This is a genomic window from Leisingera sp. S2M4 (genome assembly GCF_055398055.1).
The window spans coordinates 497,039-515,640 of sequence record NZ_AP040862.1 but is presented as its reverse complement, the minus strand read 5'-3'; the positions used below and the strand labels follow the sequence as shown (position 1 = coordinate 515,640).

The window sequence follows — 18,602 nt, the reverse complement described above, 5'->3', positions numbered from 1 at the left end:
TGCGGACACCGCGGTCCTTGCCGGTGAAAAGTATGCATGCATACCTTATCAGAATGCGTATCCCTAAGTACACTCAGGGGCAGCCGTCTTCGGCAGCGGTAAAATGGAGAGCTGGCCATGCAGTACTACCTTGACGGATTTACTCCCGGCGACCCCGATGTCAAGCCGCCAGCATCAGGACTGGACCGTAACACCTCAAAGGCTCGCGGGATCCCGCAAGAGGTCGATGTTCTAATTGCCGGCTGCGGTCCGGCGGGACTGTGCCTTGCCGCCCAATTGGCAGGCTTTCCGCAAATTTCGACAATGATCGTCGACCCGAAGCAAGGGCCGATGGAAAAAGGCCAAGCCGACGGTGTCAACGTCCGCTCCATGGAAATGTTTCAGGCCTTCGGCTTTGCGGAAAAAGTGAAGCGCGAAGCCTATTGGGTCAATCAGACCGCATTCTGGAAGCCGAACCCGGCCAGGCCGGACCATATCCAGCGCGTCGGAATAGCCCAAGACGTTGCCGATGATCAGTCGGAAATGCCACATACGATCCTCAACCAGGCTAGAGTCCACCAGCTCTTTCTGGGCGTAATGAAGAACGCTCCAACTCGTTTGGAACCACATTACGGATTGCGGGTCCGAAACGTGGCGATTGAACCGGACAAAGGCGATCACCCTGTTACTGTTACCTTGGAAAAGGTGACCAAAGATGGAAGCGCAGGTAAAACTATCACAGTACGCGCAAATTACGTTGTGGGGTGTGACGGCGCGCGCAGCACAGTGCGCCGAGCAATAGGCGGCAAGTTGCACGGGGATGCAGCGCACCAAGCCTGGGGGGTGATGGATATTCTCGCGAATTCCGATTTTCCGGACCTACGTCGAAAATGCCTGATCCAGTCCGCCAAAGAGGGCAACGTCCTCATCATCCCGCGAGAAGGCGGCTTTCTGTTCCGCATGTATGTCGAACTCGACAAGCTCAACCCGAATGAACGTGTATCGAACCGCAACATTGTTGCCGCCGATATCATCGCCGCCGCAAACCGGATCATGTCCCCCTACACCATCGACGTGAAAGAGGTGGTTTGGTGGTCGGTTTACGAGATCGGCCACCGGCTCACAGACAAATTCGACGATGTGCCCGTCGACCAAATTGCCCACCGTACGCCGCGCGTCTTTACCGCCGGGGATGCCTGCCACACCCACAGCCCCAAGGCTGGCCAAGGCATGAACGTGTCCATGGGCGATACTTTCAACCTCGGGTGGAAGCTGGCCCATGTCCTGACCGGTCGCTCAGACCCGGAGCTGCTGCACAGCTATTCCGCCGAACGCCGACTGGAAGCCAAACGCCTCATCGAAACCGATCATAAATGGGCCCGCATCATGAGCGCGCCGCCCGGCCAGTCCGAACTGGACGGCAGCGAAATGCCCCGCTTTCAGAAGCAGTTCATAGAAAACTTGGAATTCACGGGCGGACTTGCCGTCCGCTACGAGCCATCGCGCATCATAGCCAAGGCAGCGCAGCAACCGCTTGCGACAGGGCAAATTGTCGGCAAGCGCTTTCACTCGGCCCCGGTCTTGCGGCTGGCAGACGCCAAACCCATGCAGCTCGGCCATGCCGCGGAAGCCGACGGGCGCTGGCGCATCTACGCCTTTGCCGGACAGGATGACGATGGAACCGCGGGGGGCGCTATCCATAGGCTATGCGCGTATCTGGACAGCAATCCCGCCTCCCCGGTCCGACGCTACACCCGAGCGAACGAAGACTTAGACGCCCTGATCGATCTGCGCGCCATCTTCCAGCAGGATTTCAAGGCGCTGAACTTCGACGATATGCCAGGCCTGCTGCGCCCGGCCAAAGGCCGCTACGGCCTGCGCGATTTCGAGAAGATCTTCTGCACCGACCACAAGCTGGGACAGGACATCTACACGATGCGCGGCATTGACCGCAGACAAGGCTGTATGATCGTTGTCAGACCGGACCAATACGTGGCGCACATCCTGCCGCTTGACGGCTTCGCCGCACTTTCAAACTTCTTCGACGGCGTCTTCAAACCGCAAGATGAACAATAAAGGGGCCGCCGCCGCACACCGCGCCACGCTTTTTCAAATGCAGCGCAGGCACCCTTGTGCCAGCTCCGTCTCTGCGCCCGGCAATATGCAGACGCGCGCAAGCGGCGCCTTCCAAAGTGGTTCGCCATGACCGATGTCCTGTTCCTCATGTTGCCGATCTTCACGATGATCGGGATCGGCAGCCTCTTCGTGTCCCGCAGGTGGTTCCCCGCAGACGGCCTGCCGGTCCTGAACCGGTTCGTGATGAATGCCTGCATTCCAGTGCTGCTGTTTTCCGCCATCGCAAACGGCGAAACGCTGGCAGATTTCTCCTGGCTCAAGGCATTCGTCTTTGGCGCCGCATCGCTATTGTCGAGCGCGGTTCTGTGGGCCGTCCTGCGCTTTGCCCTACACGAACCGGCCCCGCAGCGCATTATCCTGGCGCTCGGCGGGGCCGCCGCCAACACCATTTTTCTCGGCTTCCCGATTGCCTCCGCCTTCATACCCGGCACCGCGGCCAAGGTCTTTTCCTGGGTCGTGTTCGCCGAAGTCGCGATCATCATTCCGGTCGTGTCTACACTGGCGCTGCTCGCCGAGAACAAATCCGGTCAGAACGCCTTTGGTGCCGCTTTGAAAGCACTGGCGCACAGTCCAGTCGTCTTGGGGCTGGCCGCCGGTTTCGCCTTCCTCGCGACCGGCCTCACCCTGCCGGAATGGTTGGACCGGGTGGTCACGTCGATCGTCGCCGCGGCGCCGTTCATCGCGCTATTCGTGATTGGCGGGAGTATCCTGCAATTCCGGGTGTCGCGCAGCGGACCGCGTGTCGCAGCCGTCACCGCGGCCAAGCTGATCATCCACCCGTTTGTGGTCGGCGGTGCATTCGGCGCTGTATTCGGCTGGCAGGACCCGGTGGTGCGGGAAGCGGTCCTGTTTTCGTGCATGCCGCTCTTTCTATCCTATGCGGTGTTCTGCGATCGCCACTCAGTCGGTGAAACCGGCGCATCGGCCATTGTTCTGTCGTCGCTTTTCGGCGTCATCACGGTGCCCGTCATCCTTGCCCAGCTGTACTGAAACCGCATGCAAAGGGACCGCTCACGTCGGCAGCCGGTCCATCATCCAGCGGCCAAACCGCGTCAGGAAATGAAACACGATGCCCGCCACGACTCCCCAGAATGCCGCGCCGATCCCAAAGAGCGACACGCCGGATGCGGTGAAAATGAAGGCGAGCAGCCCAGCCTGCGCATCTTCGGACGCCATCATTGCGGCGGCAAATTTCAGGATCGGTTGCAGCAGCGCCAACCCCGCCAGCAGTGCGATGACGGAAGATGGCAGCATGATCAGGATGTCGACGATGCTCCCGGCAAAGAGCCCGCCGAGGCAGAAGAACAAACCGCAGGCAACACCCGCAATGTAGCGGCGCTCCGGGTTTTCGTGACTGTCTGGCCCTGCGCAGAAAGCAGCCGTGATTGAAGCAAGCGCGGTGCTGATCCCGCCGAACACCGCGGCGCCCGCGGACGCAAGTCCTCCAAAGATCATGATCGGATTGGCCGAGACCGCGAAACCGTTGGCTCTCAGAACCGCAATTCCTGGCAGATATTGACCGCTGAGAGTAGTTATTAGCAACGGCACTGCAAGACTGAGCATCGCTGCCACCGAGAACTCTGGCGCTATTACTTGTGGCTGCGCCATCGAGAAGCTCACCGATGTGATCGATGTTTCATAAGCAATGGAGGTGAGCATGAGCGCCAGCCCAAGTAAGGCGAGCACGGCATAGCGCGGCACGGTGGCGGTGCAAATTGCGAAGGCTGCGATGAGAACGGCGACCACTACCGGATCTGTGGCCAGCCCGCCTGCAGCCTTGAGGCCGAAACCGAACAGGATACCCGCCATCATGCCGTTCGTTACGGCGGGAGGAAGTACTTTCACGAGCCAATCGAACAGGCCGGAAATACCGATGAGGACCAAAGCCGCCGCGACGGCAATGTAGGCACCTGCCATCTCGGCAACAGACAAAGAAGGACCGAACCCGATAAGAAGCACGGTTCCAGGCGCGGACCAGGCCATCGAGACAGGGGCACGGAACCATAGACTGAGGACAATGCTGGACAGGCCTGCCGCGATCGAGATTGCGAAGACCCACGATGCGAATGCCGATCGGGAAATTTCCATGGCATCAGCAGCACTGAGATAGATCAGCAGAGGACCGGAATAAGATACAAGGACTGCAAGGAAACCGGCCCCGACAGCGGAGCCGGAAATGTCCCCCAGGCGCAGTCGCTGGTATCCAGCCGTATCAGACAATTGTGGCCGCCGCGGTTTTTTCGGTCTCGCCTCGGTTCATGCTGTCGGTGGGCTGGCGAAGCCCGAGGATGCGCCGCGCTTCCTGCCAGGTCGCGACAGGGCGGTTGTTCCTTGCGCAAATTTCCGCGGTTCGGCGGACCAGAGCGGCGTTGGACGGGGCCAGCGTGTCCCGGTCGAGGCGGACATTGTCCTCAAGCCCGGTGCGCGCGTGCCCGCCCGCAGCAATCGCCCATTCGTTCAGCGCCAGCTGATTGGCCCCGATGCCGGCCGCGCACCAAGGCGTGCCTTCGCCGAACAGCCGGTGAATGGTGCGGATGTAGTAATCGAATACATCTCTGTCCGCCGGCATGGCGTTTTTCACCCCCATCACGAACTGGATATAGGGGGTGCCCGCCAGCTGGCCTGCCGCGGCCATCTGCTTTGCCTTCAGGATGTGGCTCAGATCGAACGCCTCGATCTCCGGCTTGACGCCGAAGTCCAGCATTTGCGAGGCCAGCCAGTCCACCAGTTCCGGCGGGTTCTCGTAGACCCGGGTGGGGAAGTTGTTCGACCCCACCGAAAGCGATGCCATGTCGGGCCGCAGGGGCAGCATGCCGCCCCGCGTCCGGCCCGCCCCCGACCGCCCGCCGGTCGAGAACTGAATGATCATGCCCGGGCAATGTTTCTCGATACCTTCTTTCAGAGCCGCGAATTTCTCCGGATCTGATGAGGGCGTCTCATCCTCGTTGCGCACATGCGCATGCACGATTGTGGCCCCCGCCTCAAAGGCTTCATGGGTGGCTTCCACCTGTTCCGATACGCTGATCGGAACTGCCGGATTGTTGGCCTTGGTCGGCAGGCTGCCGGTGATCGCCACGCAGATGATACAGGGGTTTGTCATGGTCTCGTTCCGGTTTTCTGAGGCTTTTGAGGACTGCGGCCTGTCAGGTCAGGATCCGCTCCGCACAGATGTCTTGCGCGGTGCGGGGGCCTGGCCGGCCCGCCGCTGGCTCTCGATCACGGCGTGTTCTTCATCGCTGAAGAACATCCATGCTACGTCGGGTTTCTTGCGGTTTTTGCACCCCGGACAGGGGTTTCCGGCATTCTTGCACATGGCTCCTCCTTCCGAGCAATTTTGGGTATCAGGCCGCCTCGGCGGCCGCTTCCGGCATTTTCCCGAGTGCCTCAAGAAAGAAGGGGCGGAACCCCTCCGGGTGCTCGCTCATCGGGAAATGCCCCAGTTCATCCATCACCGTGAGCGTGGCCCCGGGGATCGCCCTGGCAGTCCGCTCGGCATCCTCCGGCGTGCAGGTCAGGTCATAGGCGCCGACGATGATGTGAACGGGGGCCTTTGCGGTGTCGATCGTCGACAAACGCCGGATCAGGCTATCGTCCCGGGTGTAAAAGCTCAGGTCGCCGCGGAACACGCCCGGCCCGCTCTGCATGAACATCCAAAGCGTATTCCAGCGTTCGGCATCCGGCGCGTAGGGCGAGATGTTGGCCGAAACCAGCGCCGCCCCCATCTCGCCGCCATGGGCGTCCGGGCGGTGGAACCAGTCGATGTCATACCAGGCGGGCTGGAAATCCGACGCTTCGATAGCAATGAAGCCGCTGAACTTTTCCGGATGCAGCGCCGCAAGCTGCAGCGCGATGCGCCCGCCCATCGAACAGCCCGCCAACACCGGGCGGTCCAGTCCCAGCCCGTCGACGACAGCGAGCACGGTCTCGATATAGGCCTCGGTGGTCAACAGGTATTCTTCGGTCTCGAAGCCTTCGGGCGGCAGCGACTTTCCGTGCCAGGGCATGTCAAAAGCGATCAGCCGGTTCGAGGCGGTGATCTCTGCGTCATTCATCAGGTGCCGCCACTGGCGAGTGTCGGCCCCGGCGGTGTGCAGGCAGATGACCGGGCGGCCCTGCCCCGCTTCCTCGAAGTAGATCCGACGGGGCGCGCCGCCCACGGCGACAGTGACATAGCGGCCGGTAATCGGTTCGATAGTCATGCGGCCAACTCCTCTTTTGCGCGGGGCAGTGTCAGCACTTCCTTGAAGAAGCGCAGGTTTTTGACCAGGCTCAGGATGTCGCCGTCGATCCGGCCTCGGCCGGTCTTCACCAGCCCGAAAATGTCGTGGAACCCCGGCTCGGGACGGGCCTGCCAGAACTTCTCCAACGCCTCGGCATCCGTGCGCAGGGCGAACCGCCAGGGCGTCTTGCGGCTTGGGCCTTCGGTGACGGAGACGAGATGCCCCTTCGCGAACATCAGGTAGTACTCACTGCCGCCGATCTCAATCAGCACAGTTTCGGAAAACAGACGGCCGAGGCGCAGCAAGTGCGGCGTCGCCTCAAGGTTCTTCTGGATATGCTTGAAGGTTTCGAGCACTTCAGCCTCCCATGCGTTGAAATACTGAAGCCTTGTTGCCACGCGCTGACACGGTGAAGCCATGCCAGCCAGGGTATGGGGCAATACTCTCTGATACGCCGCGGCAGAGGCGCGCATTCAAACTGGGGTTCACGGGCTGTCCTAAGGGCTAAAACCGTCTGCGGTATCGCCCGATACCGCCGCAGGCATTGGGATGAGACGCGAATGGGGAGAAGTTCGATGGCAGACGGGGGAAGGTGGAGCGCCGCCCAACCGTCCCCCCAGACAGCCAGGAGGAGGACTTACCCATGGGCATCGTCAACCAAGACAACATTACCGACGTCGTGATCGGCAGCCTTGGCCAGCATGGCAGCATCACGGAGCGCGAACGCGAGATCGCGACCGGCATCATCAAGCATATGCACGCTTTCATCAAGGACGTGAAACTTCAGCATCACGAGTTCCTGGCCGCCTGCGATTACCTCGCCCGCGCCGGACAGCTGTGTGACGACAACCGCCAAGAGTTCATTCTGCTCGCCGATATCCTGGGGATCGAGGTATTGGTTGACATGATGACCAACCCTGTCGAGGGCAACGAAAGTGAATCGACCGTACTTGGACCTTTCTATCGCGAAAATCCGCCAGTGCTTCCAAAAGGCGCTTCGACGATCAAGAAGCATTTCGAGAACGAAGAGACAGCCTACTATGAGGGCTATATCAAAGACGAAAATGGCAACGGTATTCCGGGTGTAACGATCGACGTCTGGGAGGACGCCCCGAACGGCGTTTATGAAAACCTCGACCCAGACCAGCCCGAATACAACCTTCGCGGCCGGTTCGAGACCGACGAGAACGGCCATTATGCCTTCGTCGCGGTCCGCCCCGTCCCCTACCCGATCCCCGATGATGAAACCGCGGGCGAACTGCTGCGCTTCATGGGCCACCACCCGAACCGCCCCGGTCACATGCATTTCATCATTTCCAAGGACGGCTACCGCCCGCTGATCAGCCAGATCTACGATGCCGACAGCGAATGGCTGGAGAACGACAGCGTCTTCGCCGTCAAAGAAAGCCTGATCGGCAAGTTCAAGCCCGCTGCCCCCGAACATGGCACCGACCTGCATTTCGAGTTCGACTTCGTGCTCAAGGAAGCCACCGCAGATCAGCCTGTCGCAGCAGAATAACACCGCGTCTCCTCCCACCGAACTGGCCCCCGATCCTCGGGGGTCTTTTTTCATTTGGGAGGATCGCCTAACGTATCCCTCGGGGAGTGCCTGATAATGAACTTCAAACAGCTGTCCTATTTCATTGCCGTGGCCGAAGAATTGCATTTCGGGCGGGCCGCCGAACGTTTGGACATAGCGCAGCCCCCACTTAGCCGCCAAATCAAGCAGCTGGAAGAAGAGTTGGGCGCGATTCTCTTCAATAGAGGTCGCAGCTCGATAACGATGACCCAGGCTGGCGAACGATTGCTTGAGCGCGGAAAATCGATCTTAGCCCAGATTGAAGATACTAGGTTGGAAGTGCGCCGTTTAGGCCAGGGTGCCGAGGGGCGGCTGCGCGTTGGTTTTGTCGGTTCCGCGACCTTTGGGATTCTACCCAACATTATCCGATCGTACCGGGCAAATTACCCGGAGGTAAATCTCAGCCTCATTCCCATGAATAACGCAGAGCTGCATAGGGCGCTTGTTGCTCGCGAACTCGACGTCGTGTTTGCGCGCCCTACGCTGAAGGATCCGGAGTTCCTTTCAAAACACCTGGTAGAGGAGCGGCTTATCCTGGCCCTACCTGATATCGTCGACACTGGAACACGCAGGGTTGCCAAACTTGAACGTCTGAAAACGCACCATTTGATCCTTTATCCCGAAAAGCCCCGGCCCAGCTATGCCGACATGGTTCTGAAGGCGATCGAGGAAGCCGGTTTCGAGGCACCGTTGCGCATTTGGTGCATGGACCTGCAAACCGCTCTTGGTCTGGTCGCGGTCGGAGAAGGCGTCTGCATCGTGCCTGAGTCAGTTGCTGACGCCCCCCGGAAGGGCATGAAGTTTCTCAAGATAGAACCCGAAGTAGCCCGCACAGAACTCTCCCTAAACTATCGTGTGGATGAACAGGGCTTGCACGTAAAGAACTTTGTCGGCATCGCGCAGAAAGTGGCCAGAAAGGTCTTCTGAAATCGCTGCACCGGTTAACTGCCGCCCGTTTATACACCCAGCCAAGTGTGCTGTGCGGCCTCATCGGCAAGGATCTCTGCAGCGCTGCCAGTCCAAACGGCTTGCCCCTTGCCGACCACAACGACGTCATCCGCCAGCGAAGTCGCAAACCCGAAGTTCTGCTCGACGATGATCATCGACAGCCCGGCGGCCTTCAGCTCCTGCAGCTTGTCGTGGATCAACTTCACGATGATCGGCGCCAGGCCCTCGGTTGGCTCATCGAGGATCAGAAGGCGGGGGTTCATCAGCAGACCGCGGGCAATCGCCAGCATCTGCTGCTCGCCGCCCGACAGCTGGGTGCCACCGTTGTCCAGCCTTTCGCCAAGACGGGGAAACAGGTCCAGCACCCGCTCCATTGTCCACCCCGGTTCGGCGCCGCCGAACCGCTTGGCCGCGAGTTCAAGGTTCTCTCGCACCGTCAGCGACGGAAAGATGTCCCGGGTTTCAGGAACATAGGCGATGCCGCTTTTGGCAATGTCAAACGGCTGCCGCGCAATCGGCCTGCCTTCGAAGGTGATCGCGCCGGATTTCAGCGGCAAGAGCCCCATGATGGTCTTCAGCGTGGTCGATTTTCCTGCGCCGTTGCGGCCGAGGATCGCCAGCACCCGGCCCTGCTGCGCCTCCAGCGACAGACCGTGCAGAACCCGCGTTTCGCCGTACCCGGAATGAATTCCGTTAAGTTCAAGCATCTTCCCAGCTCCCAGATAGATTTCCTTGAGCAGGCTGGACCCGCGCGCTGCCTCCGGCAGACCGTCGAACGCCACTTCGCCGTAGTTCAGCACAGTGATCGTGTCGGCCACGTCAAAGGCCAGGTCCATGTCATGCTCGATGATCAGCAGGGTCAGTTCCCGCGGCAAGTTGTTCAGCAGATCGTGAAACCCCTTCGCCATCTCCGGCCCGACGCCGCTGGTCGGCTCATCCATCAGCAGCACGAGCGGCCTGGTGGCAAGCGCGACACCGACTTCAAGCTGGCGGCGCACGCCGTAGCTTACTTCAGACACCCGGGCATGAAGGAACGGCATCAGGTTGACCTGCTCCGCGACCTCGCGGACGATCTCACGGACCTCGGGCTTGGCCAGGCTGTCCGACCAAAGCTGCGTTGCGTTGCCGGTATGCACCGCGGCGGCGAGACCGAGGTTCTCCTCGACCGTCAGACCGTCGAACAGGGTGTTCTTCTGGTAGCTGCGCGACAGGCCGCGGCGGGCGCGTTTTGCAACCGGCAAGGCGGTCACATCCTCGCCCGCCAGATGAACCGACCCGCTGCTGGGCGCCAGTTCCCCGACCAGCTGGTTGAACAGCGTCGTCTTGCCCGCTCCATTGGGCCCCAGGATCACACGGCGCTCTCCGCGCTCCAGTTTCAGCGAGACGTTGCGGGTGACGTGGACGGCTCCAAAGCTCTTGTCCAGGTTGCGTGTCTCAAGCATCGCTCAGTACCTCCTTGATCTTCTGCTTGCACGCAGCCTTTTCCGCCCGGCGCCCGTCCCGCCCGCCCCAGCGGGCCTCGATCCAGCCGAAGATCCCGTTGGCGCGGCTCATCACCACGGCGATCAGAAGGACACCGACAACAAGGTGCCAATGGGGTGTCAGCGCGCTCAGCTCATGCTTCAGCAGCACAAAGGCGGCGGCGCCCACCAGCGGGCCGACCAGCGTGCCCAGCCCGCCCAGGATGACGACCACCAGCGCCTCGCCGGACACTGTCCAGCTCAGCAGCCCCGGCGAGATGTACATGATGTGCTGCGCCGCCAGCGCCCCGGCGAGGCCCGCGATCATGCCCGACAGCCCGAACACATCCGCCTTGACCCGCCAGACCGTCAGCCCAAGCGCGCGCATCCGCTGCTCGTTGTGCATCACGCCGGCCAGCGACCGGCCCAGCCCGGAGCGCAGGATCAGCACCGACACGCCATAAACCGCACCAAGGATGGCGAGGCAGAACAGCGCAAAGCTGCGGCTGTCTTTCAGGTCAACACCGATGAAGCTCAGATCCAGCCGGGAAATACCGCCGAGCCCGTCGTCTCCGCCGAAGACCGGTGCTTCGAAGACGTAGGAATAGGCCATCTGGCCGAAGGCGAGCGTCGCCATGATGAAATAGATGCCGTGGCTGCGCGAGCAGATTGCGCCGATGATCCAGGCGGCGGAGCCGGTCAGCACGATGGCGGCCGCCATGGCCACGGGCGGCGCAAGCCCCGCCTTGGCCGACAGGATGGCGTAGGCATATGCGCCCACGCCCATCAAGGCGCCGTGGCACAGCGACACCATCCCGCCAAAGCCCGCAGCGATGTCGAGCGCCAGCACAAGAATGGCGAGGATCAGGATCTCGGTCAGGATCTCCAGCCCGAAATACCCGGCGGTCAGGGCCTGGAACAGGGCCGCGGCGGCCAGCAGCCCCAGCACCGTGCAGCGAAGCGTGTTGTGACGAAACATCGGCTTATCCTTTCGCGGGAAACAGGCCCACGGGCTTGATCACAAGGACCGCCGCCAGCAGGGCATAGATGAGTACAGAGGCAAGCTGCGGCGCCAGCACCGCGCCGAAGGTCTGCACGAAACCGTAGATCAGCGACCCGGCAATCGCGCCTTTGATCGAGCCGAGACCGCCGATGACGATCACGATCAGCGTCGGGATCAGGATCTGCAGCCCCATGTCCGGCGTCACGCTGAGAAGCGGCGCCGCGACAACCCCGGCAAGCCCCGCCAGCGCACAGCCGACGCAGAAGACGATGAAGAACAGCCGTTCGACGTTGATCCCGAGACAGGACGCCATGGCATCATTGTCGACCCCGGCCCGGATCATCGCACCGATCTGGGTGCGGCCCAGCACAAACGCGAGCGCGGCAAAGATCGCCAGACCCAGAGCGATGATGAACAGCCGGTAGGTCGGATACTCGATGTCGAGCAGTTCCATACGGCCGGACAGCAGCGAGGGCACCTCGATGGCCAGCGCCAGATCGCCCCAGAAAATCCGTGTCAGATCGAGCAGCACAAAGATCAGCCCGAAGGTCACCAGCACCTGCGCCATCGGTCCGGACTTGCGCATCCGCTTGATGAGCCCGGAATAGAGCAGAACGCCCACCCCGGCCACCGCCACGGGCGCCAGGAAAAACCCCATCCAGTAGCCGCCGATGGCAGCCAGCGAGGCGGCAAAATAAGCGCCCAGCGCATAGAGCGATCCATGCGCAAGATTGACGAAGTGCATCAGCCCGAAGATGACCGTCAGGCCGATGGAAAGCAAAAAGAGCAGCATGGACAGTTGCAGCGCATTCAGCGCCTGAAGCGTCCAGAAACCAAGATCATGTGCCATGAGAGGCCCTCCTCGGAGAGTGGGCCCGGCCGCACGGGGACGGCCGGGCGGCAGTGTCAGTTGGAGACGGAGGCCATCTTGCAGCCGTTGGCCGGGTCGGCCTCGGCGGGCAGTTCGGCAAGCACCTTCTGGGTCAGCCCGTTTTCGCCCGCCACGGTCTCGTAGACATAGACCGGCTGGACGATGTTGTTGGTGGCCGGATCGATCGACAGCTTGCCGCGCGGCCCGTCAAAGCTGACCTGGCGCAGGGCCTCGGCCAGCGATGCCCGGTCGCGAGCGCCGGTTTTTGCCGCCTCGATCAGTGCCCGGGCCGCGTCATAGCCATGCACGGCAAATTCCGACGGCAGGCGCCCGGTCTTGGCCTGGAAGGCGGCGACAAAGGCGGCGTTGGCCGCATTCTCCAGCGTCGGCACGTAATGCAGCGCGGTGATCACGCCCTCGGCCGCCGGGCCTTCGGCGTTGACGTAAAGCGGCGAGGTCAGGAAGCCGGAGCCGTAGAGCGGCAGATCCGCCTTCAGGCCGAAACTGTCGTATTGCTTGACGAAGGAGATCGCCTCGCCGCCGGCATAGAACACGTAGACCGCATCGGCGCCGCTGGCCTTGGCCTGCGCCAGGTAGGGGCCGAAATCCTGGGTCTTCTGAAACGGGGTGAAGTCCTGCCCGGCGATCTCGCCGCCCGCGGCGGTGAAGGTCTCGACAAAGCCCCCGATCATCTGGCGGCCCGCCGCATAGTCCGGCGCCAGCGTATAGACCTTGCGGATGCCCTGGTCATGCATCCACTGCCCCATCGGGCGGTTCACCTGGCCGTTTGAAAAGGACATCCGGGTGATAAAGGGCGAGCAGCTGGTGCCGGTCGCTTCATCATTGCCCGCATTGGCCACGATCAGCGGCACGCCGGCGCCATGCACCATGTCGCGCACCGCCCCCAGGACGCCCGAGCTGACGACACCCGCCATCACGTCCACCTTGTCCTGCAGGATCAGTTTCTTGGCCTTGCCCAGCGCCACCGGCGGCTTCACCTCGGTGTCCTCGCGGACAATGTCGAACCCGGTGCCGGCCTCGCTGCCGAACTGTTCCAGGGCGACGGTAAAGCCCGCCTCGATGTCATTGCCGAGCGCGGCATAGACGCCCGAGAACGGCAGTAGCAGGCCGACCTTGATGTTCTCCTCGGCGGCTGCAGGCACAGCGAGGCTGGTGGCGAGCCCGAGGGCCGCCAGGATTGCGCGTTTCATTGTGAGTTCCTCCTATTGGATTTGAGGCCCCTCCTCAGGACCTGCCCGACCCGGCGTCAGCCGAGATCTCCGCCCCCCACCGGCACCGTGACGCCGGTGATGTAGGATGCGTCCTCCGACGCCAGGAACAGGATCGGGCCGGCCTGTTCATCGAGCGTGCCGTAGCGTTTCATCAGCGAGGACTGGATCGTCTGATCGACGATGGTCTTGTACCAGTCCGCGCGCTGTTCTTCCTCGGCATTGGGATTGCGCGGCACCACGCGCGGCGGCGCCTCGGTGCCGCCGGGGGCCGCCGCGACGACACGGATGCCGCGCTCGGCCACTTCCCAGGCCAGGCTCGCGGTGATCGCGTTCACCCCGCCCTTGGCCGCCGCGTAAGGCACGCGGTTCAGCCCGCGCGTGGCGATGGACGACACGTTGACGATCACGCCCGAGCCCTGCGGCAGCATATGCTCGATCGCGGCGCGGCAGCAGTAGAGCGTCGGGAACAGCGACCGGCGCACCTCGGCGTCGATCTGCCCGGGCTCGTAATGCTCAAAGGGCTTGGCCCAGATCGTACCGCCGACATTGTTGACCAGAATGTCGATCCGACCCCAGAGGTCCACGGCCGCCTGCATCGCCTCCGCGCAGCCCTCCCAGGTTTCCAGATCTACCGGGATCGCCTGCGCTTCACCGCCTGCGCTGCGGATCATCTCCGCCGCCTCCTCGCGGGCGGGGGAACGGTCCACGATCAGCACCCGGGCGCCCTCGGCCGCTGCCCGTTCGGCAACCCGGCGGCCGATGCCCTGGGCCGCGCCGGTGACGACCATTACCTTGTCCTCGAACCGGCGGCTCATGCGGCTTCCGCCTCTGCTTCGGTCGGGTTGAATTTCTCGAAGTAGAAATTCGCAGGCTCGACCCCCAGCTTGCCGAAGTGGCCCCGCACCGCATCGACCATCGGCGGCGGGCCGCAGAGATACACATCGCAGTCGCCGCCGTTCAGATCTTCGGCAGTGACATGATCGGTGACAAAGCCCTTGCGCTCATGCGCGTCTTCCTCGGCGGCCAGAATGGTGATCACGGTGACATTGCCGGTCTTGCCCGCCAGCTCCTGCACGCGGTCCAGCTCCACCAGATCGGCGGCGCGGGTCACCGCGTAGTACAGCACGATGGGATGATCCGTTCCCTGCTGCGCGACCTGCTCCAGCATCGACAGGAATGGCGCGAGGCCGGTGCCGCCGGCCAGCCACAGCTGCGCGCGCTCGATCGGGCGCAGATAAAACGCGCCCATAGGTCCAGTCAGCGTGACGCTGTCGCCGACCTTGGCCCGCTCGCCCAGATAGCTGCTCATCACGCCCCCGGGCAGATTGCGGATTAGGAAGGTGGCCTCCCTGGCACCGGGTGCGGAGGAGAAGGAATAAGAGCGGTGCTTTCCGGTGCCCGGAACGGTGACGTTCACATACTGGCCGGGCAGGAAGCCGATCGGCTTGGCCAGCTTTACCCGCAGCCCGAAAGAAGTCTCCGACAGGCTGTCTACACCCAGCACCTCGCCCTCGACGGCCTCCGGCGCGGTCTTGCAGGCAGCGGAGGGCACCGGGACGCGCACCACGCAGTCGCTTTCCGGCGTCATCTGGCAGGTCAGCGCATAGCCCTGTTCCGCCTCCTCGTCGCTCATGGATTCGTCCATGTAGAATTCCAGCTCGTACTCGCCCTTCTCAACAAAGCACTTGCAGGTGCCGCAGACCCCGTCGCGGCAGTCCATCGGCAGGTTGATCTTCTGGCGGAAGGCCGCGTCGGTCACCTTCTCGTCGTCATCGCACTGGATGACGCGGGTGACACCATCCTCGAAATTCAGGGCAACATTGTAGCTCGTCATGGCATGCTCCTCCCTTGGCCGCGCACCCTGCCGTGGGTGCGCGGAGGTCTTTGGTCTCCCGGAATGGCCCGGATCAGATGTGGTAGACGTCGATCACGTGGTGGATGTGGTCGTTCTTCAGAACCACCTTCTTGTCGGTGATCAGCGGCTTCGGCCCGCTGGCGTCGATCGTGTAGAAGGACGTGCCCCAGTGCTGGTCGGTCTTGCCGTAGCGGAAGCTCAGCGTGTGCCAGTTGAAGCGCAGTTTGATCTCCGTGCCCTCGCGGCTCAGCACCTCGATCCCCGACAGGTAATGGCAGGTGCGCGGCTCCGGCAGCGAGGTCGCCGAAGACCGGTCGGTCTTGATGCGGAACACGCGGTCCTCGATGCCCTGCTTGTTGGGGTAGTACATCAGCGACATCTCGTTCTGCGGATCTTCCGTCAGCGTGTCGTAGTCATCCCAGGCCGGCATCCAGAACGGGCAGTCTGCGTGATAGAACGTCAGCCAGGTGTCCCAGTCGCGGTCATCCAGCGCACGAGCCTCGGCAAAGAGAAAGGCCTGGATGGCTTCGTAATTCATCGCCGGGCTGGTGCCAGTGCGTTCAAGCGTTTCGGTGGTCATGTCTTTTCCTCCTCACTCGGCCGCGGTGCGTGCCTCAGGCGCCGTGGCGCGTTCCTTGGCGATGGCTTCGCCCATGCGCTCGGACCAGTTGCTGTGCTGGATGACGAACAGGCCCTCGTCTTCGGTGCGGGCGCCGGAAAGAACCGGATTGATGCCGAGCGCCTTGGCGTCTTCGTCCGGACCTTCGATCCATTGGGTAGCGCCGCGGGTCAGGTCGTTCCACTGGGCATGGGCCGCCCCGGCATAGCCGCGCTGCGTGGCCCGGAATTCCTCGGTATCGTCCGGGGTCGCCATGCCGGAGGCGTTGAAGAAGTCCTCGTACTGGCGGATGCGGCGGCTGCGGGCCTCCTGGCTCTCGCCCTTGGGGGCGATGCAATAGATCGTCACCTCGGTCTCGTTCACGCTGACCGGGCGGAAGACGCGGATCTGACTGCTGAACTGATCCATCAGGAAGACGTTCGGGTACAAGCAGAGGTTGCGCAGAACGCCCACCATCCATTCCGCCTTGGTCTTCCCGAATTTCTCGGTCCATTCCTCCAGCCGCGAAAAGTTCGGGCGGTTGGTCGGGTCGGCCCATTCGGTCCACAGTAGAATGTGGCCGTTGTCATAGGCGTGGAAGCCGCCGCGCTGCTTGGCCCATTTCGAGGCATCGGTCGCCTTGATCTGGTCTTCCTTGCCGTCGTCGGTGCGGTGCGCCGTGGTGGCAACGTAGTTCCAATGGACAGCCGATACGTGGTAGCCATCGGCGCCGTTCTCGGCCTGCAGCTTCCAGTTGCCGTCATAGGTGTAGGTAGACGAGCCGCGCAGCACCTCCAGCCCTTCGTCGGCCTGATCGACCATAATGTCGATCATCTTGCGCGCCTCGCCGAGGTACTCCTCAAGCGGCTGCACATCCGCATTCAGCGAGCCGAACAGGAAACCGCGGTAGTTCTCGAAGCGGGCAACCTTGGTCAGGTCGTGGCTACCGTCCTTGTTAAACTGTTCGGGGTAGCCCGCGCCTTTCGGATCCTTGACCTTCAGAAGCTTGCCGGTGTTCGAGAAGGTCCAGCCGTGGAACGGGCAGGTAAAGGTCTTCTGGTTGCGGCGTTTGAACCGGCACAGCTGCGCGCCGCGGTGCGAACAGGCATTGACCAGCGCGTGCAGTTCGCCCTCCTTATCGCGGGTGATGACCACCGGCGTACGGCCCATCGTCAGGGTGAAATAATCGCCCGGCTCCGGGATCTGGCTTTCATGCGCCATATAGATCCAGTTGCCTTCGAAGATATGCTTGATTTCAAGCTCGAACAGTTCTTCGTCGGTGAAGATGTCCCGGCGGCAGCGGAACACGCCGTTTTCGGGATCATCCTGGATCGCCCCGTCGAGACGGGCCTCGAATGCGTCTAGGTTGGATTGTGTGAACATCAGTCGTCCTCCTCCTGACAGCCACGGCGCCTGGCGGGCGTCGGGCTGGCTTTGATGCCGTGCCGCGGGCTATTACCCGGCGGCGGTTTTCATGGTCCGGCCGCCATCCCGGCGGAAATATGCAATCTTTTCGGGATCAAGCGTCACGCCGATGCCGGGGCCGCGCGGTATCTCGACGCAGAAGTCGTGATAGGTGATCGGCTCGGCCAGTATCTCGCCGGTCAGCAGCAGCGGGCCGAAGAATTCGGTGCCCCAATGCAGGGTCTCGACAGTGGAAAACAGCTGCAGCGCCGCCGCGGTCCCCAGCCCGGTTTCCAGCATCGTGCCGCCGTACAGCCCGCGGCCCGCGGCTTGTGCGATGGCAATCACTTCCGACGCCCGCTTCAGCCCGCCGGACTGCGCCACCTTGACGGCGAAAACATCCGCAGCATTGGCATCGGCAACCGCCAGGGCATCCTCCGGCCCGTTCAGCGCTTCGTCAGCCATCACCGCGATCTCGTAGCCGCAGGTCAGCTCCGCCATGGCTCGGCGGTAGCGGGCTTGTACCGGCTGCTCGACCAATTCGCAGCCCGCGTCCTGAAGACCCTTCAGGCCCCATCGCGCGTCCTGCAGTGACCACGCCGTGTTCACATCGACGCGGATACTGGCCGCATCGCCGACGGCTTTCTTGATCCGGGCCACATGAGCCACGTCTTCCCGCACGGAGCGTTTGCCGATCTTCAGCTTGAAGATGTTGTGGCGGCGCGTCTCGATCATCTCCTGAGCTTCCGCGATATCCGTTTCGGAATTGCCGGAAGCAAGTGTCCAGGCAACCGGGAGCCTATCATGCACGGCACCCCCGAAGAGCTGCGAGACCGGGACACCGAGACGCTTGCCAAGCCCGTCCCAAAGCGCGATTTCCACCGCCGTCTTGGCGATCCGGTTCCCCTTGACCAACTTGTCGACCTTCTGGATTGCCGCATTAACGTTGTCGGCGTTGCAACCCAAGAGCGCTGGTGCGATATAAGTATCGATGGCGGAGCAGATGCCCTCAGGGCTTTCAACGCCATAGCTCAACCCGCCAATGGTGGTGCCCTCGCCGATGCTCTCGGAGCCGTCAGAGAACTTGATCTTAACCAAAACCGCTGTCTGGACCCGCATTGTAGCCATGGACAGCACGTGCCCCCGGATGGTCGGTATATCGAGGATCATCGTCTCGATCTGGTCGATCTTGGTCACGGGTTTCACCACATCTGCAAGTTACGTTGAGATGCAGGTTGCCCGCTGCGGTGAGATTCTGTCGATGATGGACGGGGTCTTGGGTGATACCCTTCGGCATGTGGCTCAATAGAAGGTACC

At 62.3% G+C, this 18,602-nt stretch carries 17 protein-coding genes; 4 read left to right on the top strand and 13 right to left on the bottom strand.

The window, feature by feature from the left end:
• Positions 1–117 precede the first annotated feature (117 nt).
• On the top strand, positions 118–2,055 hold the full coding sequence (locus ACZ52D_RS18650; RefSeq protein WP_464443321.1) for an FAD-dependent monooxygenase: 1,938 nt from the start codon (positions 118–120) through the stop codon (positions 2,053–2,055).
• A 126-nt stretch (positions 2,056–2,181) separates the two neighbouring features.
• Positions 2,182–3,105, top strand: coding sequence for an AEC family transporter (locus ACZ52D_RS18645; protein ID WP_464443320.1), 924 nt, complete (start codon positions 2,182–2,184; stop codon positions 3,103–3,105).
• Between the two features lie 21 nt (positions 3,106–3,126).
• Here the strand turns inward: ACZ52D_RS18645 and ACZ52D_RS18640 are convergent, their stop codons facing one another.
• From ACZ52D_RS18640 to ACZ52D_RS18625, 4 genes are all read right to left on the bottom strand, one after another.
• The gene (locus ACZ52D_RS18640; RefSeq protein WP_464443319.1) at positions 3,127–4,335 is read right to left on the bottom strand and encodes a benzoate/H(+) symporter BenE family transporter; all 1,209 of its coding nucleotides are present in this window, start codon (positions 4,333–4,335) and stop codon (positions 3,127–3,129) included.
• Positions 4,328–5,215, bottom strand: a complete 888-nt coding sequence (locus ACZ52D_RS18635) for a 3-oxoadipate:acetyl-CoA acetyltransferase (RefSeq protein ID WP_417476148.1) — start codon at positions 5,213–5,215, stop codon at positions 4,328–4,330. The genes ACZ52D_RS18640 and ACZ52D_RS18635 overlap by 8 nt, the downstream gene beginning before the upstream one ends.
• Positions 5,216–5,456: 241 nt before the next feature.
• Entirely contained in the window at positions 5,457–6,314 is an 858-nt protein-coding gene (locus tag ACZ52D_RS18630; RefSeq protein WP_464443318.1) for an alpha/beta fold hydrolase, read from the bottom strand.
• Positions 6,311–6,691: a hypothetical protein gene (locus tag ACZ52D_RS18625; RefSeq protein ID WP_464443576.1), complete on the bottom strand. Its 381-nt coding sequence runs from the start codon at positions 6,689–6,691 to the stop codon at positions 6,311–6,313. Before ACZ52D_RS18625 ends, ACZ52D_RS18630 begins: the two co-directional genes overlap by 4 nt.
• Positions 6,692–6,978: 287 nt before the next feature.
• On the opposite strand from ACZ52D_RS18625, the gene ACZ52D_RS18620 reads away from it, so the two are divergent.
• Together ACZ52D_RS18620 and ACZ52D_RS18615 are read left to right on the top strand one after the other, a co-directional pair.
• Complete coding sequence (locus ACZ52D_RS18620; RefSeq protein ID WP_417476143.1) at positions 6,979–7,854, top strand: dioxygenase family protein; 876 nt, start codon at positions 6,979–6,981, stop codon at positions 7,852–7,854.
• 96 nt (positions 7,855–7,950) lie between these two features.
• Positions 7,951–8,841 (top strand): LysR family transcriptional regulator, encoded by an 891-nt coding sequence (locus ACZ52D_RS18615; protein WP_417476141.1) that lies wholly within the window; start codon positions 7,951–7,953, stop codon positions 8,839–8,841.
• 29 nt (positions 8,842–8,870) lie between these two features.
• Here ACZ52D_RS18615 and ACZ52D_RS18610 read toward each other — a convergent pair whose 3' ends face one another.
• The 9 genes from ACZ52D_RS18610 to ACZ52D_RS18570 form a co-directional block, all read right to left on the bottom strand.
• The gene (locus ACZ52D_RS18610; RefSeq protein ID WP_464443317.1) at positions 8,871–10,304 is read right to left on the bottom strand and encodes an ATP-binding cassette domain-containing protein; all 1,434 of its coding nucleotides are present in this window, start codon (positions 10,302–10,304) and stop codon (positions 8,871–8,873) included.
• Positions 10,297–11,301, bottom strand: a complete 1,005-nt coding sequence (locus ACZ52D_RS18605; RefSeq protein WP_464443316.1) for a branched-chain amino acid ABC transporter permease — start codon at positions 11,299–11,301, stop codon at positions 10,297–10,299. The genes ACZ52D_RS18610 and ACZ52D_RS18605 overlap by 8 nt, the downstream gene beginning before the upstream one ends.
• A 4-nt stretch (positions 11,302–11,305) precedes the next feature.
• Positions 11,306–12,175: a branched-chain amino acid ABC transporter permease gene (locus tag ACZ52D_RS18600; RefSeq protein WP_464443315.1), complete on the bottom strand. Its 870-nt coding sequence runs from the start codon at positions 12,173–12,175 to the stop codon at positions 11,306–11,308.
• Positions 12,176–12,231: 56 nt separating this feature from the next.
• The gene (locus ACZ52D_RS18595) at positions 12,232–13,407 is read right to left on the bottom strand and encodes an ABC transporter substrate-binding protein (RefSeq protein WP_464443314.1); all 1,176 of its coding nucleotides are present in this window, start codon (positions 13,405–13,407) and stop codon (positions 12,232–12,234) included.
• A gap of 56 nt (positions 13,408–13,463) precedes the next feature.
• Positions 13,464–14,243 carry a benzoate diol dehydrogenase BenD gene (benD, locus tag ACZ52D_RS18590; RefSeq protein WP_464443313.1) on the bottom strand — a complete coding sequence of 260 codons (780 nt, stop codon included), beginning with the start codon at positions 14,241–14,243 and terminating at the stop codon, positions 13,464–13,466.
• On the bottom strand, positions 14,240–15,262 hold the full coding sequence (gene benC, locus ACZ52D_RS18585; RefSeq protein WP_464443312.1) for a benzoate 1,2-dioxygenase electron transfer component BenC: 1,023 nt from the start codon (positions 15,260–15,262) through the stop codon (positions 14,240–14,242). Before benC ends, benD begins: the two co-directional genes overlap by 4 nt.
• Positions 15,263–15,335: 73 nt before the next feature.
• A complete protein-coding gene (benB, locus tag ACZ52D_RS18580) occupies positions 15,336–15,863 on the bottom strand; it encodes a benzoate 1,2-dioxygenase small subunit (protein ID WP_464443311.1) in 528 nt (175 codons plus the stop codon).
• 12 nt (positions 15,864–15,875) lie between these two features.
• Positions 15,876–17,264 (bottom strand): benzoate 1,2-dioxygenase large subunit, encoded by a 1,389-nt coding sequence (gene benA / locus ACZ52D_RS18575; protein ID WP_417476123.1) that lies wholly within the window; start codon positions 17,262–17,264, stop codon positions 15,876–15,878.
• Between the two features lie 72 nt (positions 17,265–17,336).
• The gene (locus tag ACZ52D_RS18570; RefSeq protein ID WP_464443310.1) at positions 17,337–18,494 is read right to left on the bottom strand and encodes a muconate/chloromuconate family cycloisomerase; all 1,158 of its coding nucleotides are present in this window, start codon (positions 18,492–18,494) and stop codon (positions 17,337–17,339) included.
• Positions 18,495–18,602: the final 108 nt, after the last annotated feature.